The sequence below is a fragment of the Paracoccus sp. SSK6 genome, from assembly GCF_039770665.1.
Lineage (GTDB): Bacteria > Pseudomonadota > Alphaproteobacteria > Rhodobacterales > Rhodobacteraceae > Paracoccus.
On the sequence record NZ_JBDPNJ010000028.1, the window covers coordinates 12,864 to 32,300 of the forward strand.

The following is a 19,437-nucleotide window of genomic DNA, read 5'->3' on the forward strand; positions in this document are numbered from 1 at the left end:
TGCCTCCGGCAAGCCAAAGCACTGCAACGGCGGCATGCGAGATGCGGCGGGAAACGGCAGCGCCCGCGCGAAGTTGGTATGTCCGGGACATGGGTTCAATCCTTGCGAGGGGCGAAGCGAAGTGCTGAAAGGGTGACCGTCCGGCCCTCTATGACAGGCCGGACGTCCGATCCTAAGTTCCTGAGTCAGTTCGACAGGAAACGGCGTGCCGAGGGCATGGACTTCATCAGCACGTAATAGGTCACGCCTGCGGGGATCAGGCTGGCATACCACGAGATGCCAGAAAAGATCAGCGCGAAGACAATGCCGACTGCCGTGGCGATGATCGCTGCCCAGTTGACACCCTTGTAGGGACCGTCCTCATCGTACAGCAGATCAAGGTTCAACTGGCGCTTGCGCAGGATGTAGTAGTCCACCACCAGTACTGCGAAGATTGGTCCCAGGAAGGCGGAATAGGTCTGGATGAACAGGTTCAGCCCGGCGGCGGATTCGTCCTTGACCAGTTCCCAAGGGAAGGTCGCGAAGGCCAGCAGTCCCACCAGGACCGCCGAGGTCTTGAAGTTCAGCTTGAAGATGTCCATCAGCGCATAGGCGGGCGGGATCACGTTGTTCAGCACGTTGGTCGTGACCTGCGCGAAGACGATGAACAGCAGCGTGATGATCAGCAGCACCTTGTTGTCCACTGCGCTCGAGAAGACCTTGATCGGATCGACCTCGCCGGTGGCACTGGACACCATCAGGCCGATCAGGCCCATGAACAGCGTCGCGGGCAGGATCGAGTTGGCGTAGATCACCACCTGGCGCAGCGGCGAGACGCTTTCCTTCAGCTCGCGCGAATAGTCCGACACGTTCAGCATCATCGTGCTGTAAACGCCGAGGAACAGCATCGTGGCCCCCCAGAAGGGCGCGCCCCAAGTGCCCTCGGCCTGCAACAGGTTGGTCGAGATCTGGTCGCCGTATTTGCCGATGACGCTGAAGAACATGTAGATCAGCGCGCCTATGATGAAGACCGAGCCGATGTTTTCCAGCCACTTGATGCCGCTGAAGCCCAGGACCGACAGGCCGATCTGCAGGAACTGGAAGGCGATGAACCAGAAGACGATGCTGTCGAACCCGAACAGCGTCACCGACACCAGGTTCAGCGCGCCCGCGCCGATCCAGCTTTGGAAGCCGAACCAGACGATGGCGGGCACCGACCGGACCAGGGCGGGCAGCCGCGTGCCGGCAAAGCCGAAAGACGACCGCGCCTGCACCATAAAGGGGATGCCGTACTTATGGCCCGCAGCGCCGTTGATTGCCAAAGCAATGCCGATGACAGTGCAGCCGATGGCAATGGCCAGGAACACCTGAAGAAGGTTCAGCGTCCCCGCCAGGCCGGAACCGACGGTGAATGTTCCGATGGACACGCAGCCGCCCAACCAGGCAAACAGATAGGACCATGGATCCATGATCCGGTGGCGCTGCGGGGCAAGCGTTTCCTCGCCCACCTTCTTGTGGCCGGTATCGGTGGCATGGCCGACGGCCAGATTCTCCATTGACGACATATCTGAACCTTCCCTGTTGTTGATCTTGGTCTATTTCTGGTTCGGCTGCGCATAGGCGCAGATCTTGCTGGTCCCCAGGCCAACTGCCGCCAGCCCTTCAACGAACTTGACCGCAACGGTGACGCCGTCGATGACCGGCACCCCGGTCTCCCGCGACAGCCAGTCGGTCAGGTCGGCCATGCCCGCGCAGCCCAGGACGATCGCCTCGCAATTGTCCTCACGGATGGCGCGCAGGATTTCGTCGCGCACCTTTTCCTTGGCGCCCGAGCCTTCTTCCTCGAGTGCAAGAACGGGAATGCTGGCCGAGCGGACCTTGCGGCACTGGTGGTCCACCCCATAGCGGCGGGCCAGTTCCTCGATCACCGGGACCGAGCGGGGCAGGGTAGTGACGACCGAAAAGCTGGTGGCAAGCATGGTCGCGGCCTTCATCGCGGCCTCGGCAATGCCGATGACCGGGCCGCTTGCCAGCTCCCGGCAGGCGCCGATGCCGGGGTCATCAAAGCAGGCCACCACGACGCCGGCCACGCCCTGCTGCTCGGCTTCGCGGACATGGCGCAGCAGGGCCGGCACCGACATCGCTTCGTCATAGTGACCTTCGATGCTGGCGGGCGATCCTTCCCCGGTTCGGGCGATGATCTCGACCCCCGGTCCTGCCACGCGCCGGGCACTGGCGGCGATCTTGTCGGTCATCGAGGCTGTGGCGTTGGGATTGACGAGAAGGATTTTCATGGGCGCCTCCGGCTTGCTTCTGTTTCCGGATCGTCAACGATTCGGACGTGATGTGTCAACAATTCATGTCAGAAATGTTGCTGGGCTTCTTGTGCTGCCCGGATCGGCGGCATAGCTTCCGTTTGTTCAGGCAAGGGGCAATCTTGGATTTATGGCGGAGAATGCGGAAAGCCGGATCGTCGAAGGCGTAATTGCCGCGATTCTCGAGCAACGATTGAAAGCGGGCACCAAACTCAGCGAACCGGAACTCTGCGAGATCTATGATTGCAGCCGGACAGATGTGCGGCGCGCGCTTGTGGTTCTGGCCACTCGCAAGACGGTCGAACTGAAGCGCAACCGTGGCGCCTTTGTACGGATACCCAGCCAACCAGAGGCGCATAATGTCTTTCAGGCCCGGCGGGCCATCGAAAAGACGCTGGCGCGAAATGCCGCGCAGGGCGCTACAAAGGCTGATCTTGCCGAACTGGACGGGCTGGTGCAGGCTGAAGTCGACGCCAGGAGGAACAGCGATCGTGCGCGCGCGATCCGCCTGTCGGGTGAATTCCACGTTGTTCTGGCCAAGCTGGGGCAGAACGACGTTCTTGCCGAATTTCTGCATGAGCTGATCATGCGCAGCTCGCTCATCATCGGTTTTTTCGCTGGATCAAATCATGTTCTCTGCCAGGACAATGAGCATGGCGAGATTGCCGCGGCGATCCGGTCAGGAGACGGCCAAAAGGCAAGTGACCTGGTCGAAGCGCACCTGCGTCATATCGAGGCTCAGCTGGTCTTCGACACGGTGCCAGAGACAAGCGACCTACGCCGAATACTCACTCGGTAGACAGGGCGACCTTCAAGGATTCTGCGAAACCCTGCTGCTTTCTTCCGACGCCAAGCCTTTGCTTCTCGCCTGCGTAAAATAGGCATAGAAGGTAGCCCGGCTCACGTTCAGCCGTTTGGCGATCTGTGCTACAGGGATGTTCGTGTCCTTCAGCAACGCACGGGCCATGGTCAGATCGTCGTCGGACAGCTTGCGCCGTCGTCCACCCTTGCGCCCCCTGGCAGCCGCGGCCTTCAAGCCTTCAAGAGTACGCTCCCGGTTAAGGTCGAGGAAGTACTCGGCAATGGTGCCCAGAAAGTTGAACATCAGCCGACCGGTCGAGGTCTCTGTGTCTATGGCCTCAGTCAGGGACCGGAGTCGGACACCTTGCCCTTGCAGCTTGTGCGCCGTGTCCAGCATCTCGCGCAAGGACCGGCCCAGCCGATCCACCTTCCAGACTACAAGCTGATCTTCGGGGCGCAGGAAGGCAAGCGCCGCCTCCAAAGCCGGGCGCTTGGTAGGTAATCCTCCCCGTTTTAGCGGGGCGCAGCCGTAGAATTCACGCGGCCATTTTCAGCTTCATGGCAGGGGTGATCCCGCCGATGCCCATGTTGGGGCGCTCATTGTTGTAAGTCCACAGCCACTCGGTGGCGATTTCCTGCACCTCCTCGATGGTTTCAAAGATGTAGAGGTCCAGCCATTCGTGCCGGACCGTCCGGTTGTATCGCTCGACATAGGCGTTCTGCTGGGGCTTTCCGGGTTGGATATAGGTCAGGGCAATCTTGCGTTTCTCGGCCCACTCGACCAGCTTTCCGCTGATGTATTCCGGGCCATTATCAACCCTGATGGCTTTAGGCTGCCCGCGCCACTCGATGATCTGGTTCAGAGTGCGAACAACGCGCTCCGCAGGCAGCGAGAAGTCCACCTCAATGCCCAGTCCTTCGCGGTTGAAATCGTCCAGGATGTTCAGAAGCCGGAAGGCTCGGCCATCCCCAAGACGATCCGCCATGAAATCCATGGACCAGACCGCGTTGGGCGCCTCCGGCACAGCCAACTCATCTGGCTTCTCTTGCTTCAGGCGCTTGCGAGGCTTGATCCTCAGGTTCAGTTCCAGCTCACGATAGATCCGGTAGACGCGTTTGTGGTTCCAGACATGGCCTTGGACGTTGCGCAGATACAGGAAACATAGCCCAAAGCCCCAGGTCTTGTGCGCCTTTGTCAGCCCCACCAGCAGATCTCCGATCAGGTCGTTCTCGTTGTCGCGCTTCGGGCTGTAGCGGAAACAGGTCTCGCTAACGCCGAACGCCCGGCATGCCAGCGCGATGCTGATCCCTTTCGTCGCCACCGCCCTCGTGGCCAGCTCGCGGCGCTGAGCTGGCCGCGTCACTTTTTTCCAAGCGCCTCGCGAAGCAGATCGGCCTGCATGCTCAGGTCGGCGAACATGCGCTTCAGCCGCCGGTTCTCGTCCTCGAGGGCCTTCATCTGGCTCATCATGGATGCATCCATGCCGCCATACTTCGCGCGCCATTTGTAAAACGTCGCGCTGCTGATCCCATGCTCGCGACACAGTTCATCCACAGGCAACCCGCCCTCGGCCTGGCGCAGCACGCCCATGATCCGGGCCTCGGTGAAACGGCTCTTCTTCATCGGAATCTCCTCGTCCGTTTTGCCGAGAAAATTCTACTCATGCATCCCCTTAACCATGGGGAGGATTACCATGCCACCTATCTCAAAGCGCATCGCACGGCTTCCAGCCTGTGTGCGAAAAAAGGGGGCGTGGGCGTCAGATCGGGCGCACCAAGGGTGGCATGAACACCAAACTGCACGCCGTCACCGATGCGAAAGGCCGCCCGATCCGGTTCTTCATGTCGGCGGGACAGGTGAGCGACTACACCGGTGCGGCAGCGCTGCTGGGCAGCCTGCCCAAAGCTGAGTGGCTTCTGGCTGATCGGGGCTATGATGCCGACTGGTTCAGAGATGCATTGGAAGACAAGGGAATAAAGCCCTGCATCCCGGGCCGGAAGTCGCGCGGCAAACTCGTCAAGCATGACTAGCGCCGCTATAGACGCCGCAACAGGATCGAGATCATGTTCGGGCATCTCAACGACTGGCGACGAGTGGCAACCCGTTACGACCGCTGCCCAGAGACCTTCACTGTCCGGTTTTTACGATTCAGCTCACACTAATTCAGTATTTTATTATGGAAAAATTCATAAAAAATGGTATATAAAAAGTATGTAGTAAGTAAATTACACGCTTCAAGCTATTTGACATCAGCTGAGCGTGTGTTTGGGAGGATTTCATGCGCCCCGCAGTTGCCGGACGCGTTGATGACGTGAGGAAGGCTACACCTTTCTTGCGTGTTGAGAACGGTTATCTTTGGGATTACTGCGAGGTTGAACTCGACCGAATTGCTACAGCGTTTCGCCAAGCCGCGGCTAAGCGCAACCTAACGGTCTTCGTGCGCCGGTCGCCGCTCGGTACATGGCCCGGGTGGGTGTCGTTCGATGCCTGGATACCGGACCGAAATATATGGACGACGGCACGCTTCCGGATTAACGTGAAGCTTACGCCGCTACCGCACCATCGCCGCGAGGTACTAGTCGAAACCTCTTTGCATGACCGTGGCATAGATCGCTGGACGACCAAGCGCCAGCTTGCGCTCGCGAGTATCAAGGATCCCGATATGCTGGGCGACGCCGCTATCGACCAGCTTGTGGATTATGCAGCGGGGACAGGCAACAAGCGACCGCCGCTGTTTCGCTGGAAACCCTTCACAAACCTTTTCCGACGCAACAAAATTCCCAATCTCGGTCTTTCGGATTTGCAGAAGGCCGGTTTTGGCTTGCTGATCTTTGGTTCGCTTCCGATCGGGGCGATAAGCATTATCTTTTTGGTTCTAAGCTTTCTGGTCTTGGGCGTCGACGGGCTTATTCGCCTCACCGATCGGCGCGTCCTCGTTATGGACTGCGGCCGACCGGCGTCAGTGCCGCGATCGCTACTGTTCTTGGATACTTGGTATGCGCTCGTCCGCGGCATCGGTCGGGAGGCCGTGCCGTGTCGCGAGAGCCTGCTCGAGCGTCTCCGCTCGACCTGCCCCGAGGAGGCTGTCATCGGCCTCGAAACCGTCGACTACAGAGTTTTGGATGACCTTATCGCGCGCGAGCAGATCGTTGTGCGCTTTCGCCGCGCAGTCGTATTCTGTCACGTCTATGGCTATGGAGAGGATCTCTACGTCGGCTGGGACGCACACTTGGACTGCGGCGACTGGAAGGAAATCGACGTCAGCCAGGGCTATAGTCCGGTCCATGGCGTGAAGGCCCGGCTGACTACCGTTCAATCCGGGATAACTCTCCCGACCAACTATCAGCTCGCCGATGCGAACGGCGTCGCGGAGTGGGTGCACCGCCAGATCCGCGAGCACGTCAAGCTGCTCATGGCCGAGCACGCGATCGACCAGGAGATTGATTTCACGATCATCCGCGGGCAGCGAGACGACGCCTTGGGCCGCCGCAGCGACAGCGACAGCAAGAACGAATCGAAGACGCAAAGTCGGCGATTCCGTATGCGCCGAATCGCTTGAGAGGAGCCGTCATGACAAGCATTACCGATGCGGGATCGACGCAGCTAACCAGACGCCCGACGTTCGGAAGCAGCGGCACTGCCGATGCAGTTGTGCCGGACATTGATGCAAGGCCCATCCTCCGCCGCCACGCTTCCAGCCTGTGGGGACGCGCCGCCATTGAGCGCGATCGTCTCTACGCCGGGATTGAAGCAGCCTGCGCGGCGCGTGGTTTCGAGACCCTCGTCCTTAAGTCCGGCGACGAGGTCCACCCCGCCTGGGTACAATGGGAATGCTGGCTCCAGCATAGCCAATTCAGCGAGCGTATCAAACTCACCATCGCCGTCGAGCCGCGGCCGCACCACCGCTTCGAACTCGTGTACCGTGTCGGCATCGAGAACCGAGGGCAACTGCCAAAGGTGCGGCTCTACGGCAGGCTTGGCGACGATGCGCTGCGCAAACTCGTGGACGGTCTTATCGACGGTCCGGGTCTGCCTCGTCTCAGCGAACCGCAGTTGCGGACCAATCCGCTCCAGTTCTGGCGGCCGCGCAACCGGCTTGTTTCGCTGCGCTCCGACCCGTTCAGCCTCTTGGCACGGCTAGCAATCTTTGCCGGCATCGCCTTCGGCCTCATCATCGATCCGGGCAGCACTCTCATTCAGATGGTTGGGAACCTTCAATATGGCTTGCGCGAGATTTTGGCTGCCATCTCATGGGAGCTTACCGCTTTTCTCAGCGACGAAGGGGTGATCACTCTTGGCCTGCTTATTGGTGCGGTCGTGCTGCATGCGCGTCGTCGTGGCAGGCTTAGTCTTGTCCTCCTGATCGTTGCCGGCATGCTGAGCTTCGTGTTCCAGCCTGGTTTGTGGTTTATGGAGATGTGGTGGGCACTTCATACGGCAGCGATCGGCTCGATTTTCGGACCATTGCTTGATCCGATAAGCGGCCTCGGCTGGACGGGTCCCTTCCTTCTTATCGTTGCCCTCATCGGCTTGGCAGCATTCCGCAGCCAGCAGACCTACCTTGTATACAACGAGGGTCGGCCACTTGCCGAACCTCGGGTGTTGGCACTCGGTGACTACTGGCATGCTGTACTGCCCGACATCGGAAGCGAGGCTGACTCGGCCCGCAAACACTTTCTGACCCGCATCCGCGAAGCAGCGCATCCGGAACTTGCTGCTTGGGTTGAACGGGTAGCGACCCGTGGCGCCGAAGGGAAGGAAGAGCGCGAACAGGTCGTGCTGTCGTTCCGGCGCGCGCTCGTCTTCTGCCAGTTCCATGTCTATGGCCGCGACCTCTACATCGGCTGGGACGCCTTCCTCAATCGCGGACGCTGGGCGGAGCGGCAGTTAGCGCGCGGCGTGGATCGTAAGACGGGCGAGCGCGTGGTCATCAACATCGTTGATCCAAGCCAAGAGCTGTTAACTGAGTACGACGTCGTTGATCTCAACTGTGCTATCGAGTGGGCGCATAGTCGGATGACGGAACTGGTTAGACAGATTGCTGCCGAGCACGCGATCGACCAAGAAATTGACTTTACCATCCAGCGCGCCGACCGCAGCGGCCTCGTCGGCCCCGACGAGGGCCGGAAAGGCAAGAAAGAGCGCGGCCTCTCGCGTCTGAAACGAGTTGACTGAGCCGCCATGTATCTCGCGCGCTACGAAGCCGTGGAGGGAGGGAGCATCGTCCAGGGCGTGGTACGGGTCGTGGGCGAGCCGGTCGGTGATACCATGGTCAGCCTGTGGCGGGAGCAGGTGCGCGGCCTGGCGGCAATGGGAAACGCCCTCACGCCGACCGGCATGTCGCTGCGGCTCTCAATCCATCCCGATCAGCCCACTGAGCGTGTACTTGCGGTAGCCTGTCCCTCTGAACGTGAGGTCGCTCTGACACGGTGGCTGGCCGCATTCACCCGCCTCGAGCGATCCGGGACAGCGCGAGTGGAAACCCTCCGGGCAGCAGAATCCCACAGACTGAACGAGATCCTGATCGGGAAGCTGCCGCCTAGGCATGCTCGCATCGCGGACCCGGGCCCGCTGCTCGCGGCAGGCGAGACGTGGCTGACGACACCCTGGCGCCTGCGAGAGCGGCTTAACGATCTGGCCCGGCAGGCTCTCCTGGCAGGCCACGCACTCAACTATGTCGTACATTTCGCGACCGTCGATCTCGATCCTGAGACGCTACGGACTGCCCGCAGGAACCTTCTCCGGCTCGAGCGCGTGCCGGGAATGCCATCCGGACTCCTGGCCGATCAGCGTGCGCGAGTCGACCATTTTTCACGCTCATGCCTAACCGTAGACGAGTACCTAGCCGTTGCTGATACGGTTGGGGCATGGGAATGGCTAACAGAGGTCGTACGCGGAATCTGGAAACCGTCTGCATCGGAACTACGCTGGTCTATTTTACCCGAAATCAGGACGACAAACCCAGATGAGGAGGAGGCGCTTGTGACTGGGATGCCAGTCGAATTGCTGTTTGGACCTGAGACATCTCCCGCACCTGCGCAGAAGATTGGGCGCTGTGCCGAACCGGAGGCGTTTTGTGACCTCCTCGGCTGGATCTCGCCCGATCCGCAGCCAGCGAAATTGGAAGTGTTGGACGTCCAAGACGCTCATACGAAGCCTCTGCGCCCGGCCGAGGCAGAACCATATTTTGGCAGCGCATCCTATGCCTTTGTCAGCTACTCGCGATGCGATGCGGAACGGATCGCCCCGATCCTTGACCAGCTAGCGTCGCATGGGGTCCGCGTCTGGTATGACAGCGGCATCCCAGGCGGCGTCGAGTGGGACGCCTATATTGAGGAGCGGCTAGAACATTGTAGTGTGCTTCTCCTCTTCTTGAGCAAGGCCGCCGCTGCTTCGCGGTATGTATCGCGCGAGGTGAAATACGCGGATGCGCGGGGCAAGATACTTGTTCCTATCCTGCTAGAGTCGGCCGATCCGCCTCAAGGCTTACGCTGGATACTTGGTCCTATTCAGATGATCGATGCTAGGGAACCAGACCTTGTTCTGCAGATGGAACAGGCGATCCGCTGTGCCACCAGGACCAATTGATCGTTGAAGAACCAGGCAAAGCTGGCAAGATGCAAATAACTTAGACAGAGACTATGGGCGGGGTACCACCGGCGAAACCAAGATACTCTGTATGAAGCTGCTAAAAACCGCCTCACAGCGCAGAGGTTGAACTCTCGAAGCACAACGTGCCCGAGTGGCATGAACTATGGTGAAATCTAGACGCCGACAGAGGGGTGGAAAGGGAAGGTCGGAATGAACTGGATAGCTGCTTATAGCATAGTAGGGACGGCCAGCGAACGGGACTATGTGCTCAACCTTGAAGAGCATTGCGAGCAGTATCGTGCAACTGCACCAGAACTCACAGCCATGCTCGAACGCGCCGGCGCACGGGCCGTGGCTCAAACTTACTTGGAGTTCGATTGTGACGCCGTAGAGGCTGCGGCGCGTTACAAGACTTGGATGTTCCGCGCCAATCTTGCCGCACTTGTTACTTCCGCTGCGACTGCTGGCGCAATGTCCTGGTCGCTAGCGGCGGTGGATACCATTTCACTACAGGTAGGACTTCTGGCTTATGGCAATACGGTGCTGGGTATCGTCGCTTCTGTCGCTGCAACTATGGGCGTTATATCGCTCTACATCCTGCGACAAGGACGGCTTCTAGAGTCCTGGATGGCTAAGCGAGCCGCGGCAGAAACCCAACGCATTGCTTATTTTGAGGACGTGGTAAAATACGCAGTCCAGCAACCTGCCCCTGCGCCACTTCTGGCACTGGAATACTTCCGTCGGTATCAGTTCGACGTTCAGAAAGCCTATTTCTTGACACGCGCTCGGCAACATGAGCAGTCAGGGCATAGGACCGTGGTCTTGGGTGCCATAGGCGCAGGGCTTGCGGCGCTAACGAGCGTCGTGGGGCTTGCGTCGGGAGCTGCTCAACACATTATGGGTGCGCTTACTGTCTGCGGTGCAGCTCTAGGTGCATATGCCATCGGGCGAGAGCAGCTCACCCAAGATCACCGTAACTCTGAGCGCTATATCCGGACCTATGCAAATCTTGTGGAACTGTCGCGGAAACTCGACGACGTGCGGGACGCTGCGGTAGAAGGCCGGCCGCAGGCGGCATTGGAGTTCGCTCTTGCTGTAGACGAGCATATCTCGAACGAGCATCGCCAATGGCTAGAAAAGACCGAAGCAACCAAGGGCGCCCTGACTCGCCTTGAAGAAATCTTGGACAAACGCGACATAGCCGGAAGTGATTGAGGTGCGATGCTTAAGAGGTTGTTCTGATTTTGAGTTTACTCGGTCACCAGTGCCAATGTTTAGGGCATTCAAAAAGTTAAACTATATTTATAAACAGATGGGCTAGGTCCATGACGACGACACGCCTCGTCAGTTGCCATGTCAGTATCCTATTACTTGATTAGGGTCCGTGGACATTCATCGTGAGGCGATGATGGTTGCGGCGAGATGCCAGTTAGCGGCGTAGCTGCATGCGGTCTTTTCATAGCGCGTGGCAATGGCCCGGAACTCCTTTATCTTCGCGAAGAAGTTTTCGACCATGTGCCGCGACTTGTAGGCGTGTTTATCGTAGTCACGCTTGATCGTGCGATTGGCTTTCGGCGGGATAACTGCGCTCGCGCGCCGCGCGTCCAGTTCTGCAAGCAGCCAGTCGGCATCAAACGCCTTGTCCGCCAGAAGGGCGTCGAAGGCGATGTCCTCGATCAGCGGTGCAACGCCCTTCAGGTCGTGAGCTTGGCCGGGCAGCAAAACAAAGTCGAACAGGTTGCCCAAGGCATCGACCAAGGCCACGATCTTCGTGGTCAGTCCGCCGCGTGAACGCCCGATGGCCTGAGCCTGAGTCCCCCTTTTGCGCCGCTCGCCTTCTGGTGATCCTTGCCCTCGAGGATCGGATGGCGGGCGATGAGCTGGCCATCCTCGAAGATCCTCAGCTCGGAAGGGTGATGCTGGACCTCCAGAAGCCGCCGCCGCGCAGTATCGGGAACGCTGTAAAGATTGCCGCCGACCGAGATCATTCCGTCGCGGCTGACCCGACGCTCGACTGACAGCACCGCCTCGTAGCAAAGGGCGGGGAGCGGCTGGAGAGCCGGCCTTTCCTCGGCAAATGCCTCGTCAACGATCCGCTGTGTCGTTGCGTGGGTGCGGGCATTGGCGATCTCACAGCGCCAGGCTTCGAACTGCCGGTTGAGATCGTCCAGGTTGCGGAAGGACCGGGCCAGGAAGAAGTCCTGGCGAATGTAGCGGAACGGTCGCTCCACCTTGCCCTTGGTGCAGGCGCGATAAGGGCGGCAGGCACGCGGCACAACGCCATAATGGTTCAGCAGCGCGACAAGCGCGGGATTGTAGGTCACGATCCCGGCCTCATCTTCGCCGATGACGGCAGTCTTCATCCGGTCGTAGAGAACTTCCTGCGGCACGCCGCCCATCGCCACGAAGGCAGCAATGTGGCAGCGCAGCACGGATTGCAGGTTCTGGCTGGCAACGAAGTGCCCCCACAGCCAGCGGCTGTTGGCAAGCACCATGGAGAACAGCCAGACCTTTCGGATGACGCCGGGTTCGTCGGTGAACTCCACGGTGAACTCGGCGAAATCCACCTGGGCCTGACGGCCTGACGGCGTTTCGAAGCGGCGGGCAAACGGCTTTGTCTTTGCGGGGCGGATCTCCCGCAGAAAGGGCTTCAGCGTCGAGTAGCTTCCGGAGAAGCCGAGCTCGACCAGTTCTCTATACAACCGCCGGCCCGAGAGTTCCGGAAAGCTGGATACCCTTTCCTGCAGGTAGGCCTCGAACGGCCGCAGCAGATTGAGGCGTGGCGCCCGCGGCTTGTAAACAGGGGCCTCAAGACCCCGAGCAAGATATTTCCGGATGGTCTTGCGGTCACATCCAAGCTTTCGCGCAATGGCGGTGATGCTCAGACCTTGTCGGCGCAGATCATGGATCAAGACGATCTCCCTCAAACCCTTCACCTCGATACCTCCACCTGGTTGTGGAGGGCATCAGGCCAGTGATCCGCGGCTTCGCCAATTTCCGGATATCCAAGGTCCGGAAATTGTCAAAGCCGCTCGCGGTGCGGGGATTTTTCAGTTGCCCGTTTTGAGGAGATTACGGCTGCCACTGACAACCGGTTTGCCCTGGCGTGATCTGCCATCGGAGTTCGGAAACTGGAACAGCGTGTTCCGCCGGTTTCGCAGATGGGCCAAAGGTGGAGTTTTCGAGCGTCTCTTCAGAGAGATCCGTGGCGAGCCCGATTTCGAATACGCACTGATTGACGGCACCATTGTCCAGGCTCTGCGGCGGGTCGATCCAGCCCATCGCAAGGCCCCGCCACCGCAGCTCCCGCAGTGCATGCCGATACAGGGGTTGAGACGTTCCCTGGAATTCTACGATGCCGTCGGGCGACGCATGGCGGCGGAAGGTTCCAGGGGATGAGCGACGTTCTGGACCGCATTCGCGGGGCGCTGATCGGGTTGAGAATGCCGCGGGCGCTCGAGGCCCTGGATCACACTTTGGCCCAGCTCGAGCGAGGGCAGATCAGCGCCGTCGAAGCCATCGACGAATTGCTGAGCGAAGAATACAGCACCCGTGAAAGTCGCCGGATCGACGTGGCCCTGCGCACCGCAAAGCTGATGCCGATCAAAACACTGGAAAGCTTCGACTTCAGCTTTCAACCCTCTCTAGACCGCGAGCGCATCGCCGCGCTGGCCCAGTTGGACTTCCTTCGACGTGCCGAGGTCGTCCATCTCCTTGGCCCGCCGGGCACCGGAAAGAGTCACTTAGCCACGGGCTTGGGCGTTGCGGCGGTCAAGGCCGGGCGGACGGTCTACCGCGCCACCTTGGCCGAACTGATCGAGGCCCTGTCGCGCGCAGAGCGCGAGGGACGGCTCAGCGAAAAGATCCGGTTCTATGCCCGGGCAGCTCTGCTGATCGTTGACGAGATCGGCTATCTGCCCATCACCCGCGGCGGCGCCAACCTGTTCTTTCAACTGGTCAATGCCCGCTATGAAAAGGGCGCCATGATCCTGACCTCGAACCGCGGCTTTGCCGAATGGGGCGAGGTCTTCGGGGATCCGGTTGTCGCAACAGCATTGCTGGACCGCCTGCTGCATCATGCCGTGGTCATCCAGATAGAAGGCGCCAGCTATCGGCTCCGCGCCCATGCTGATCTGATCCCCGAGCATGTTCGAGCAAACGCGCGGATTGCTCCGCCACCGCCGCCCAAGCGCCGCGGACGTCCACCAAGTCTCAAAAATGGAGCTGCCAATCATTGACCCGGTTGATACCCGGCCCCGCTCAACTGAGGATTTTTACCTTGCCCGTTTTGAGGACTCCGACGCTGCCATTGACAGCAGGACCCGTCGTTGAGCCAGAGCCTTCCCTTCTTCGGTTGCCTTTGCGGGGATCTTCAGCCCCTCCCGCCGCCAAATCCGCTCGACGCGCTTGGTGTTTACCCCCAACCTGCTGCGCGCAGGAGCGCGGTGATCTGGCGATAGCCGTAGCGGCCATACTGGCCGGCGAGCGCAACAATGTCGGCGGTCAGCGCCTCTTCATCGGCCCGACCGCGCGGCACCTTCCGCTGTGTGGAGCGATGCTGGCCGAGCACCCGGCAGGCCAGACGTTCCGAAACGCAGAACTTCTGCCGGACATAGTCGATGCAACGGCGGCGGCGGGCGGGGCTCAATAGTTTCCCGAGGCAGCCTCACGCAGGATGAGCTTCTCGAGCGTGAGATCGGAGACGGCCTTGCGCAGCCGCTCATTCTCCTTCTCGAGATCCTTCAGCCGCTTGACCTGGTCGCTCTTCAGCCCGCCGAACTCCTTGCGCCACCGGTAGTAGGTGAACTGGGTCACGCTGATCGAACGCACCGCCTCGGCTACCGATTGGCCCTGCGACACCAACACGTCGACCTGCCGGAGCTTGGCGACGATCTCTTCGGGTTTGTGCTTCTTCTGGGGCATCCTTCTGTCCTCCATCTGGCTCGAAAGCCTACTTCAGGGAGGACCACTTTTCAGAGGGCAGGCCAAGCAGGCGACATCCTCGGGCGCCGGCGGATGTTCGTCACGGGGCCCGGCGTCTTTGCCACCGCATCGCTGCTGATCGGCCTCGCGCAGTCTCCGGCCTGGATCATCGGCGCCCGTGCGGCCCAAGGGGTCGGATCGGCAATCCTTGCGCCCTCGACCCTTGCCCTGCTGCAAGGCAACTTCGCCGCAGGCCCCGAGCGGACCCGCGCGGTTGCTTACTACGCCGCCGCCGCCGGGATCTCGGCCAGCTTCGGCCTGGTGCTTGGCGGAGTTCTGGCTGAGTGGTGGTCCTGGCGCGTCGGATTGGCGCGTCACGTCTGAATTTTCCGGTTTCGCCGATCATTTCCGTGGGTCCTATGGTTTGTGCAGGACCGCCGTAAACTGTTTAAGATTATTAATCGCCGAACTCTGTCTTCATCCGCCGGTTGCATATAAGGAGGCTGTGAATGCCGGAGATCCATCTTGACGAGCTTGAACGGACGACAATCGCTATCGGCGCAAATTCTTGGCTCCTTGCTCATCATTCCGACAGTGGTGCTGCTGAGCCTTATACTTGTCGGCCACAACGCGATTAGCACGGCAGACACAAACGCTCTGGCCAGGCAGGAGCGGTTCGCGAAGCACAATCTCGCTACTGAGATCGCTCGCCTAGCCGACGAACAGCAAAGCGCGTCAATCTGGGACGACGCGGTTCTTAAGACCAAGGCCCGTGATCACGAGTGGATAGATGCAAATCTCGGCGCTTGGATGCAGGACTATTTCGGGCATAGTGAAAGCTATATTCTCGATCACTCGAACAGGCCGGTCTTCGCGTCGATCGCGGGAACACGTCTGCCGCCTGATGCCTATGGGAAGCGGGCTGAGGTCATTGCACCGCTCGTGACGCAACTTCGTTCAGCCATGGACAGGGTCAGTGAAGGTTTGGAAAACCCTTATGAGGAGCTTGCCAAAGTATCGCTCGTGGCTCCCGTGCAGATCGACACTGGTGTAGCGATTGTCAGTGTCGTGCCTATCATTTCCGACAGCGGAGAGATCGTGCAGATGCCTGGCACGGAGTGGCTCCATGTTGCGGTGCGCTATGCGGACGCAGATTTTGCTCAACAGATCGGACAGCCAATTGAACTTCATGGAGTAGCATTCAGGGAAACTCCTCCTGCAAGCGGACTTGCGGGTGTACCGCTGACCGCTCCCTCTGGCGAAATTATTGTTTGGCTGGTTTGGCAACCTGATCGGCCGGGGATGCAACTTCTCATGAGAATGCTGCCAGTGCTGCTCGCGAGCGGGTTGGCAATCGCGCTTCTGGTCTGGTTGATCACTCGACACTTGGTGCGGGTGTCAGAGCAGTTGCAGGTGAGCGAGGCACAAGCTCGGTTTCTCGCTAACCATGATGCACTGACTGGTCTTCCGAACCGGGCTTTGTTTCATGACCGGCTTGCGCAGGCCTTGCATGCCTCGGGTCGAAGTGGCCAGTCCGTGGCTCTTCTGGCTGTTGATCTGGACGGGTTCAAGCTGATCAACGACTCTCTCGGCCATCCGGCCGGAGACGAGCTGATCCGACAAGTCGGCGGCCGGTTAACCGAACTTTTGCGAGCAGGGGATACGGTTGCGCGGTTCGGAGGGGATGAGTTCATGGTCGTTCTCTGCAACATGACGGACGAAAACGCCTTGCAGCGAGTTTGCACAAGGATCGTGAACGAACTGTCACGCCCTTATGTGCTGTTGGGACACTCCGGTTGTGTCGGTGCCAGCGTGGGTGCGGTGATAACCGGGTCGGCGCAAACTGATCCGGACGAACTGGTCCAACGGGCGGATATGGCACTTTATCGCGCTAAGAGTGAAGGAAAAGGCCGCTTTAGCTTGTTTGAAGAGGACCTGACGAAACCTGCACTGTACAGAAGCGAAATCGAGAACGCTTTGCGCGCAGCGCTTAAGTCCGACTCCGGGTTAAAACTGGTTTATCAGCCTTTCTTTAACGAAGAGGGGCAAGTGACTGGCGCCGAGGCATTGTGCCGTTGGGATCATCCTGTGCATGGCGCATTATCCCCTGAAATTTTTATCCCTGTTGCTGAAGAGCGGGGGTTAATCGACGAACTTGGCCGATGGGTGCTGGATAAGGCCTGTCACTTTGCAGTCGAAGAAAACCTTGCCAAGATCGCCGTCAACGTGTCTCCGTTGCAGTTGCGAAATCCCGATTTCGTACCGATGGTCTTGCGAACACTCGAAAGCTCTGGACTGGCTCCCAAGCGGCTTGAGCTAGAACTGACTGAGAAGGCAGTAATCGAGAAAAGCCGCGAGATCGCGGATACCCTCGCACGGCTTCGGAGTATCGGAGTCGCGATCGCTCTGGACGATTTTGCGACCGGCAACTCGTCTTTGCAGTACTTGCGCGACCATCGGGTCGACTGCGTCAAGATTGATCGAACCTTCGTCGCGCGCCTCGGCAAGGATGAGGAATCCGATCGCCTGGTTCAGGCAATCTTCGGATTGGCAAGAGCCATTGGTATCTCCGTCACCGTTGAAGGTGTAGAGACCGAGGCCCAGCACAGTCTGCTCGCCTCCATGGGATGCAAAACGTTTCAGGGATTCTTGTTAAGCAGCCCGATGGAGCCGAAGCAGATCAAGGAACTTCTTCGAGATGGAAGACCCCCATCATCTCCAGTTCCCATTTAGCCGGTAGATTGAAGCCGCCGCGGCCTCACCGGACAGATACGGTCGAGCGGCTGGCGATGATGGTGCTGCTTCTGCTGTTCGGAGACCCAAGCCAGCGTCTGTTGGAAAGGTTGTCCTTGGCTGATGTCGCCGCGGCGCTGGTCATCCATCTCGCGACCGGGCTGCCCCGAGCGAAAAGCTGACAATCGCCTTTTTCGGGCATCGGTAAGCGCGACGCCGCCCCCTCCTGCCATTGCTAAGCTGAACCGGCCATTGTCCGCGTGTGTGGTAAGGCTACGCCGAGGACCGTCTTGCCTCAGCGCCTGCTCTCGTCGGCCATGATGCGTTCGATGACGTCGGGCTCGCATTGCTCGTCATGCAGGAACTCGCGGATCCCGCCCTCCCAGGTGCGGATGTCTGCGATGAGCTCCTGCAGGCATTGGGGGTGCGGACGAAAAGTTGGACTATCGAGGAGATAGTTCATGCATACTTACGAAGAGCGGATGAGGGCGGTCGAGCTCTACATCAAGCTCGGCAAGCGCGTGCGGGCGACCATCCGCGAGCTGGGATATCCGACGAAGAATACCTTGATGGGTTGGTATCGCGAATACGAGCCCCGTCAGGATTTGCCGATAGGATCGGCCCCGCGCCCGGCCAAATTCTCGGAAGCACAGAAGCAGGTTGCGCTAGAACATTATGCCAGCCACGGGCGCTGCATTTCATGGACCATGCGTGCGTTAGGCTATCCCGGCCGAGCTACGCTGACGGCATGGGTGCGCGAAGCTTTCCCTAAGACCAGGACGGTCTCCACCGGGACACGTGGGCCAGGTGATCATTCTGCTGCCGTGAAGCAGGCTGCTGTGGTGGGCCTTTATTGCCGAAAAGAAAGTGCGGAGGCTTTGGCGAAAAAGGTCGGAGTGAGCCGGCCGACACTTTATGCCTGGAAAAACCAGCTCCTTGGCGCGGAGGCTCCTGCCACGATGAGACGCAAGAAAAGTGCTGCCCTGGATTCAGGGATTGAAGAACTGGAACGTCAGCGCGGCTTTGCAGCGCGATATCCGCGAACTCCAGATTGAGCATGACCTGCTCAAGACCGCGAGCGAACTGATAAAAAAGGATCTTGGCGGCGACCTGCAAAGCCTGAGCAATCGGGAGAAGACCATGCTGATCGTCGCTCTAAAAAATCAGTATAGGCCATCGGCGCTGCTGATGCGGTTACGGCTGGCACGGAGCTCGTACTTCTACCACCGCGCCCGTATCACTCTCGAAGATAAGTATCTTCCGGTGCGCCGTGCTATGGTCGACATCTTCGAAAGCAACCATCGCTGCTACGGCTATCGCCGGCTCGCCGCCTCTCTCACGAGGTACTCCATCTCGGTCTCCGAGAAGGTGGTCCGGCGTCTTATGAAACAGGAAGCTTTGGCCGTCCCAAAGCCCAGGCGGCGGCGTTACAGTTCATATCTGGGCGAGATCAGCCCGGCGCCGGAGAACATCATCAACCGTGACTTCCATGCTCTCGCGCCAAATGAGAAATGGCTGACTGACATCACCGAGTTCCACATACGCGCGGGCAAAGTCTATCTCTCTCCGATCATCGATTGCTTCGACGGCATGGTCATCAGTTGGGCCATCGGGACCAAACCGGACGCGGGTCTCGCCAACACCATGCTGGATGCAGCACTGGAGACCATCACAGACAGCAAAGAGCGGCCTATAATCCACAGTGATCGGGGAGGCCATTATCGCTGGCCTGGCTGGCTGGAGCGTGTAAACGCAGCGGGGATCAAACGTTCGATGTCGCGCAAGGCGAGCTCGCAAGATAATGCCGCATGCGAAGGCTTCTTCGGCCGCCTCAAGACCGAGTTCTTTTATCCGCGTAATTGGCGAGCCTTCACCGTAGCTCAGTTCATCGACGCCGTGGATGCCTACATCCGCTGGTATAACGAAACGCGCATCAAGATGTCACTTGGTGGCCGCAGCCCGATCGAATACCGTAAAAGCCTCGGCCTTATGACGTGAAAACAGTCCAGTTTTTGTCCGCACCCCCCCTGGGTCACTTCTGGGTGGAAATTAACAGGCGGCCATCTCCTCGTGCCGGACCTGCACGAACTCAAT

The 19,437-nt window shown here is 59.5% G+C and carries 15 protein-coding genes and 6 pseudogenes; 12 read left to right on the top strand and 9 right to left on the bottom strand.

The window, feature by feature from the left end; all coding sequences use genetic code 11:
* Window positions 1-185: 185 nt before the first annotated feature.
* Together AAIL68_RS14375 and AAIL68_RS14380 are read right to left on the bottom strand one after the other, a co-directional pair.
* On the bottom strand, window positions 186-1,544 hold the full coding sequence (locus AAIL68_RS14375) for an NCS1 family transporter (protein ID WP_347140445.1): 1,359 nt from the start codon (window positions 1,542-1,544) through the stop codon (window positions 186-188).
* Window positions 1,545-1,574: 30 nt separating this feature from the next.
* Complete coding sequence (locus AAIL68_RS14380; RefSeq protein ID WP_347140446.1) at window positions 1,575-2,273, bottom strand: aspartate/glutamate racemase family protein; 699 nt, start codon at window positions 2,271-2,273, stop codon at window positions 1,575-1,577.
* A 151-nt stretch (window positions 2,274-2,424) separates the two neighbouring features.
* On the opposite strand from AAIL68_RS14380, the gene AAIL68_RS14385 reads away from it, so the two are divergent.
* A complete protein-coding gene (locus AAIL68_RS14385; RefSeq protein WP_347140447.1) occupies window positions 2,425-3,093 on the top strand; it encodes a GntR family transcriptional regulator in 669 nt (222 codons plus the stop codon).
* 12 nt (window positions 3,094-3,105) lie between these two features.
* Here AAIL68_RS14385 and AAIL68_RS14390 read toward each other — a convergent pair whose 3' ends face one another.
* The 3 genes and pseudogenes from AAIL68_RS14390 to AAIL68_RS14400 form a co-directional block, all read right to left on the bottom strand.
* A complete protein-coding gene (locus tag AAIL68_RS14390; protein WP_347140459.1) occupies window positions 3,106-3,330 on the bottom strand; it encodes a helix-turn-helix domain-containing protein in 225 nt (74 codons plus the stop codon).
* Window positions 3,313-3,582: pseudogene (locus AAIL68_RS14395) on the bottom strand (recombinase family protein); the annotation flags it as partial. The gene AAIL68_RS14390 and the pseudogene AAIL68_RS14395, both read right to left, overlap by 18 nt.
* Before the next feature lie 49 nt (window positions 3,583-3,631).
* A protein-coding gene (locus AAIL68_RS14400; RefSeq protein WP_347140448.1) for an IS3 family transposase occupies window positions 3,632-4,719 on the bottom strand; the annotation gives its coding sequence in 2 pieces (ribosomal slippage) (window positions 3,632-4,458 and window positions 4,458-4,719; 1,089 coding nt in all).
* A gap of 72 nt (window positions 4,720-4,791) precedes the next feature.
* Here AAIL68_RS14400 and AAIL68_RS14405 point away from each other — a divergent pair.
* The 5 genes and pseudogenes from AAIL68_RS14405 to AAIL68_RS14425 form a co-directional block, all read left to right on the top strand.
* Window positions 4,792-5,258: pseudogene (locus tag AAIL68_RS14405) on the top strand (IS5 family transposase); the annotation flags it as partial.
* A gap of 116 nt (window positions 5,259-5,374) precedes the next feature.
* Window positions 5,375-6,655, top strand: coding sequence for a hypothetical protein (locus tag AAIL68_RS14410; RefSeq protein ID WP_347140449.1), 1,281 nt, complete (start codon window positions 5,375-5,377; stop codon window positions 6,653-6,655).
* Between the two features lie 11 nt (window positions 6,656-6,666).
* Window positions 6,667-8,271, top strand: a complete 1,605-nt coding sequence (locus AAIL68_RS14415) for a hypothetical protein (RefSeq protein WP_347140450.1) — start codon at window positions 6,667-6,669, stop codon at window positions 8,269-8,271.
* 6 nt (window positions 8,272-8,277) lie between these two features.
* Window positions 8,278-9,684, top strand: a complete 1,407-nt coding sequence (locus AAIL68_RS14420) for a toll/interleukin-1 receptor domain-containing protein (protein WP_347140451.1) — start codon at window positions 8,278-8,280, stop codon at window positions 9,682-9,684.
* Between the two features lie 213 nt (window positions 9,685-9,897).
* A complete protein-coding gene (locus AAIL68_RS14425) occupies window positions 9,898-10,902 on the top strand; it encodes a hypothetical protein (RefSeq protein ID WP_347140452.1) in 1,005 nt (334 codons plus the stop codon).
* Window positions 10,903-11,079: 177 nt separating this feature from the next.
* Here AAIL68_RS14425 and AAIL68_RS14430 read toward each other — a convergent pair.
* Window positions 11,080-11,505: pseudogene (locus AAIL68_RS14430) on the bottom strand (IS5 family transposase); the annotation flags it as partial.
* Between the two features lie 29 nt (window positions 11,506-11,534).
* A pseudogene (istA, locus tag AAIL68_RS14435) lies at window positions 11,535-12,623 on the bottom strand (IS21 family transposase); the annotation flags it as partial.
* Window positions 12,624-12,780: 157 nt separating this feature from the next.
* Between istA and AAIL68_RS14440 the strand changes: the two are divergent.
* Window positions 12,781-12,942 (top strand): annotated as a pseudogene (locus AAIL68_RS14440) (transposase); the annotation flags it as partial.
* A gap of 140 nt (window positions 12,943-13,082) precedes the next feature.
* The gene (istB, locus tag AAIL68_RS14445; protein ID WP_347140453.1) at window positions 13,083-13,925 is read left to right on the top strand and encodes an IS21-like element helper ATPase IstB; all 843 of its coding nucleotides are present in this window, start codon (window positions 13,083-13,085) and stop codon (window positions 13,923-13,925) included.
* A gap of 77 nt (window positions 13,926-14,002) precedes the next feature.
* Here istB and AAIL68_RS14450 read toward each other — a convergent pair.
* Window positions 14,003-14,610, bottom strand: a pseudogene (locus AAIL68_RS14450) (IS3 family transposase); the annotation flags it as partial.
* On the opposite strand from AAIL68_RS14450, the gene AAIL68_RS14455 reads away from it, so the two are divergent.
* The 3 genes from AAIL68_RS14455 (at window position 14,593) to AAIL68_RS14465 (ending at window position 17,525) form a co-directional block, all read left to right on the top strand.
* On the top strand, window positions 14,593-14,994 hold the full coding sequence (locus tag AAIL68_RS14455; RefSeq protein WP_347140454.1) for an MFS transporter: 402 nt from the start codon (window positions 14,593-14,595) through the stop codon (window positions 14,992-14,994). The pseudogene AAIL68_RS14450 and the gene AAIL68_RS14455 sit on opposite strands and share 18 nt — an antisense overlap.
* Window positions 14,995-15,135: 141 nt before the next feature.
* Window positions 15,136-17,343: an EAL domain-containing protein gene (locus AAIL68_RS14460; protein ID WP_347140455.1), complete on the top strand. Its 2,208-nt coding sequence runs from the start codon at window positions 15,136-15,138 to the stop codon at window positions 17,341-17,343.
* Window positions 17,344-17,399: 56 nt separating this feature from the next.
* Window positions 17,400-17,525, top strand: coding sequence for a hypothetical protein (locus AAIL68_RS14465; RefSeq protein WP_347140456.1), 126 nt, complete (start codon window positions 17,400-17,402; stop codon window positions 17,523-17,525).
* Between the two features lie 113 nt (window positions 17,526-17,638).
* Here AAIL68_RS14465 and AAIL68_RS14470 read toward each other — a convergent pair whose 3' ends face one another.
* Window positions 17,639-17,806, bottom strand: coding sequence for a hypothetical protein (locus AAIL68_RS14470; protein WP_347140457.1), 168 nt, complete (start codon window positions 17,804-17,806; stop codon window positions 17,639-17,641).
* Here AAIL68_RS14470 and AAIL68_RS14475 point away from each other — a divergent pair.
* Window positions 17,805-19,341 (top strand): IS3 family transposase gene (locus AAIL68_RS14475; RefSeq protein ID WP_347140458.1). Its coding sequence is split into 2 segments (ribosomal slippage): window positions 17,805-18,361 and window positions 18,360-19,341, totalling 1,539 coding nucleotides; the frame shifts between segments, so codons are not numbered across the junction. The genes AAIL68_RS14470 and AAIL68_RS14475 overlap by 2 nt on opposite strands.
* The last annotated feature ends 96 nt before the right edge of the window (window positions 19,342-19,437 follow it).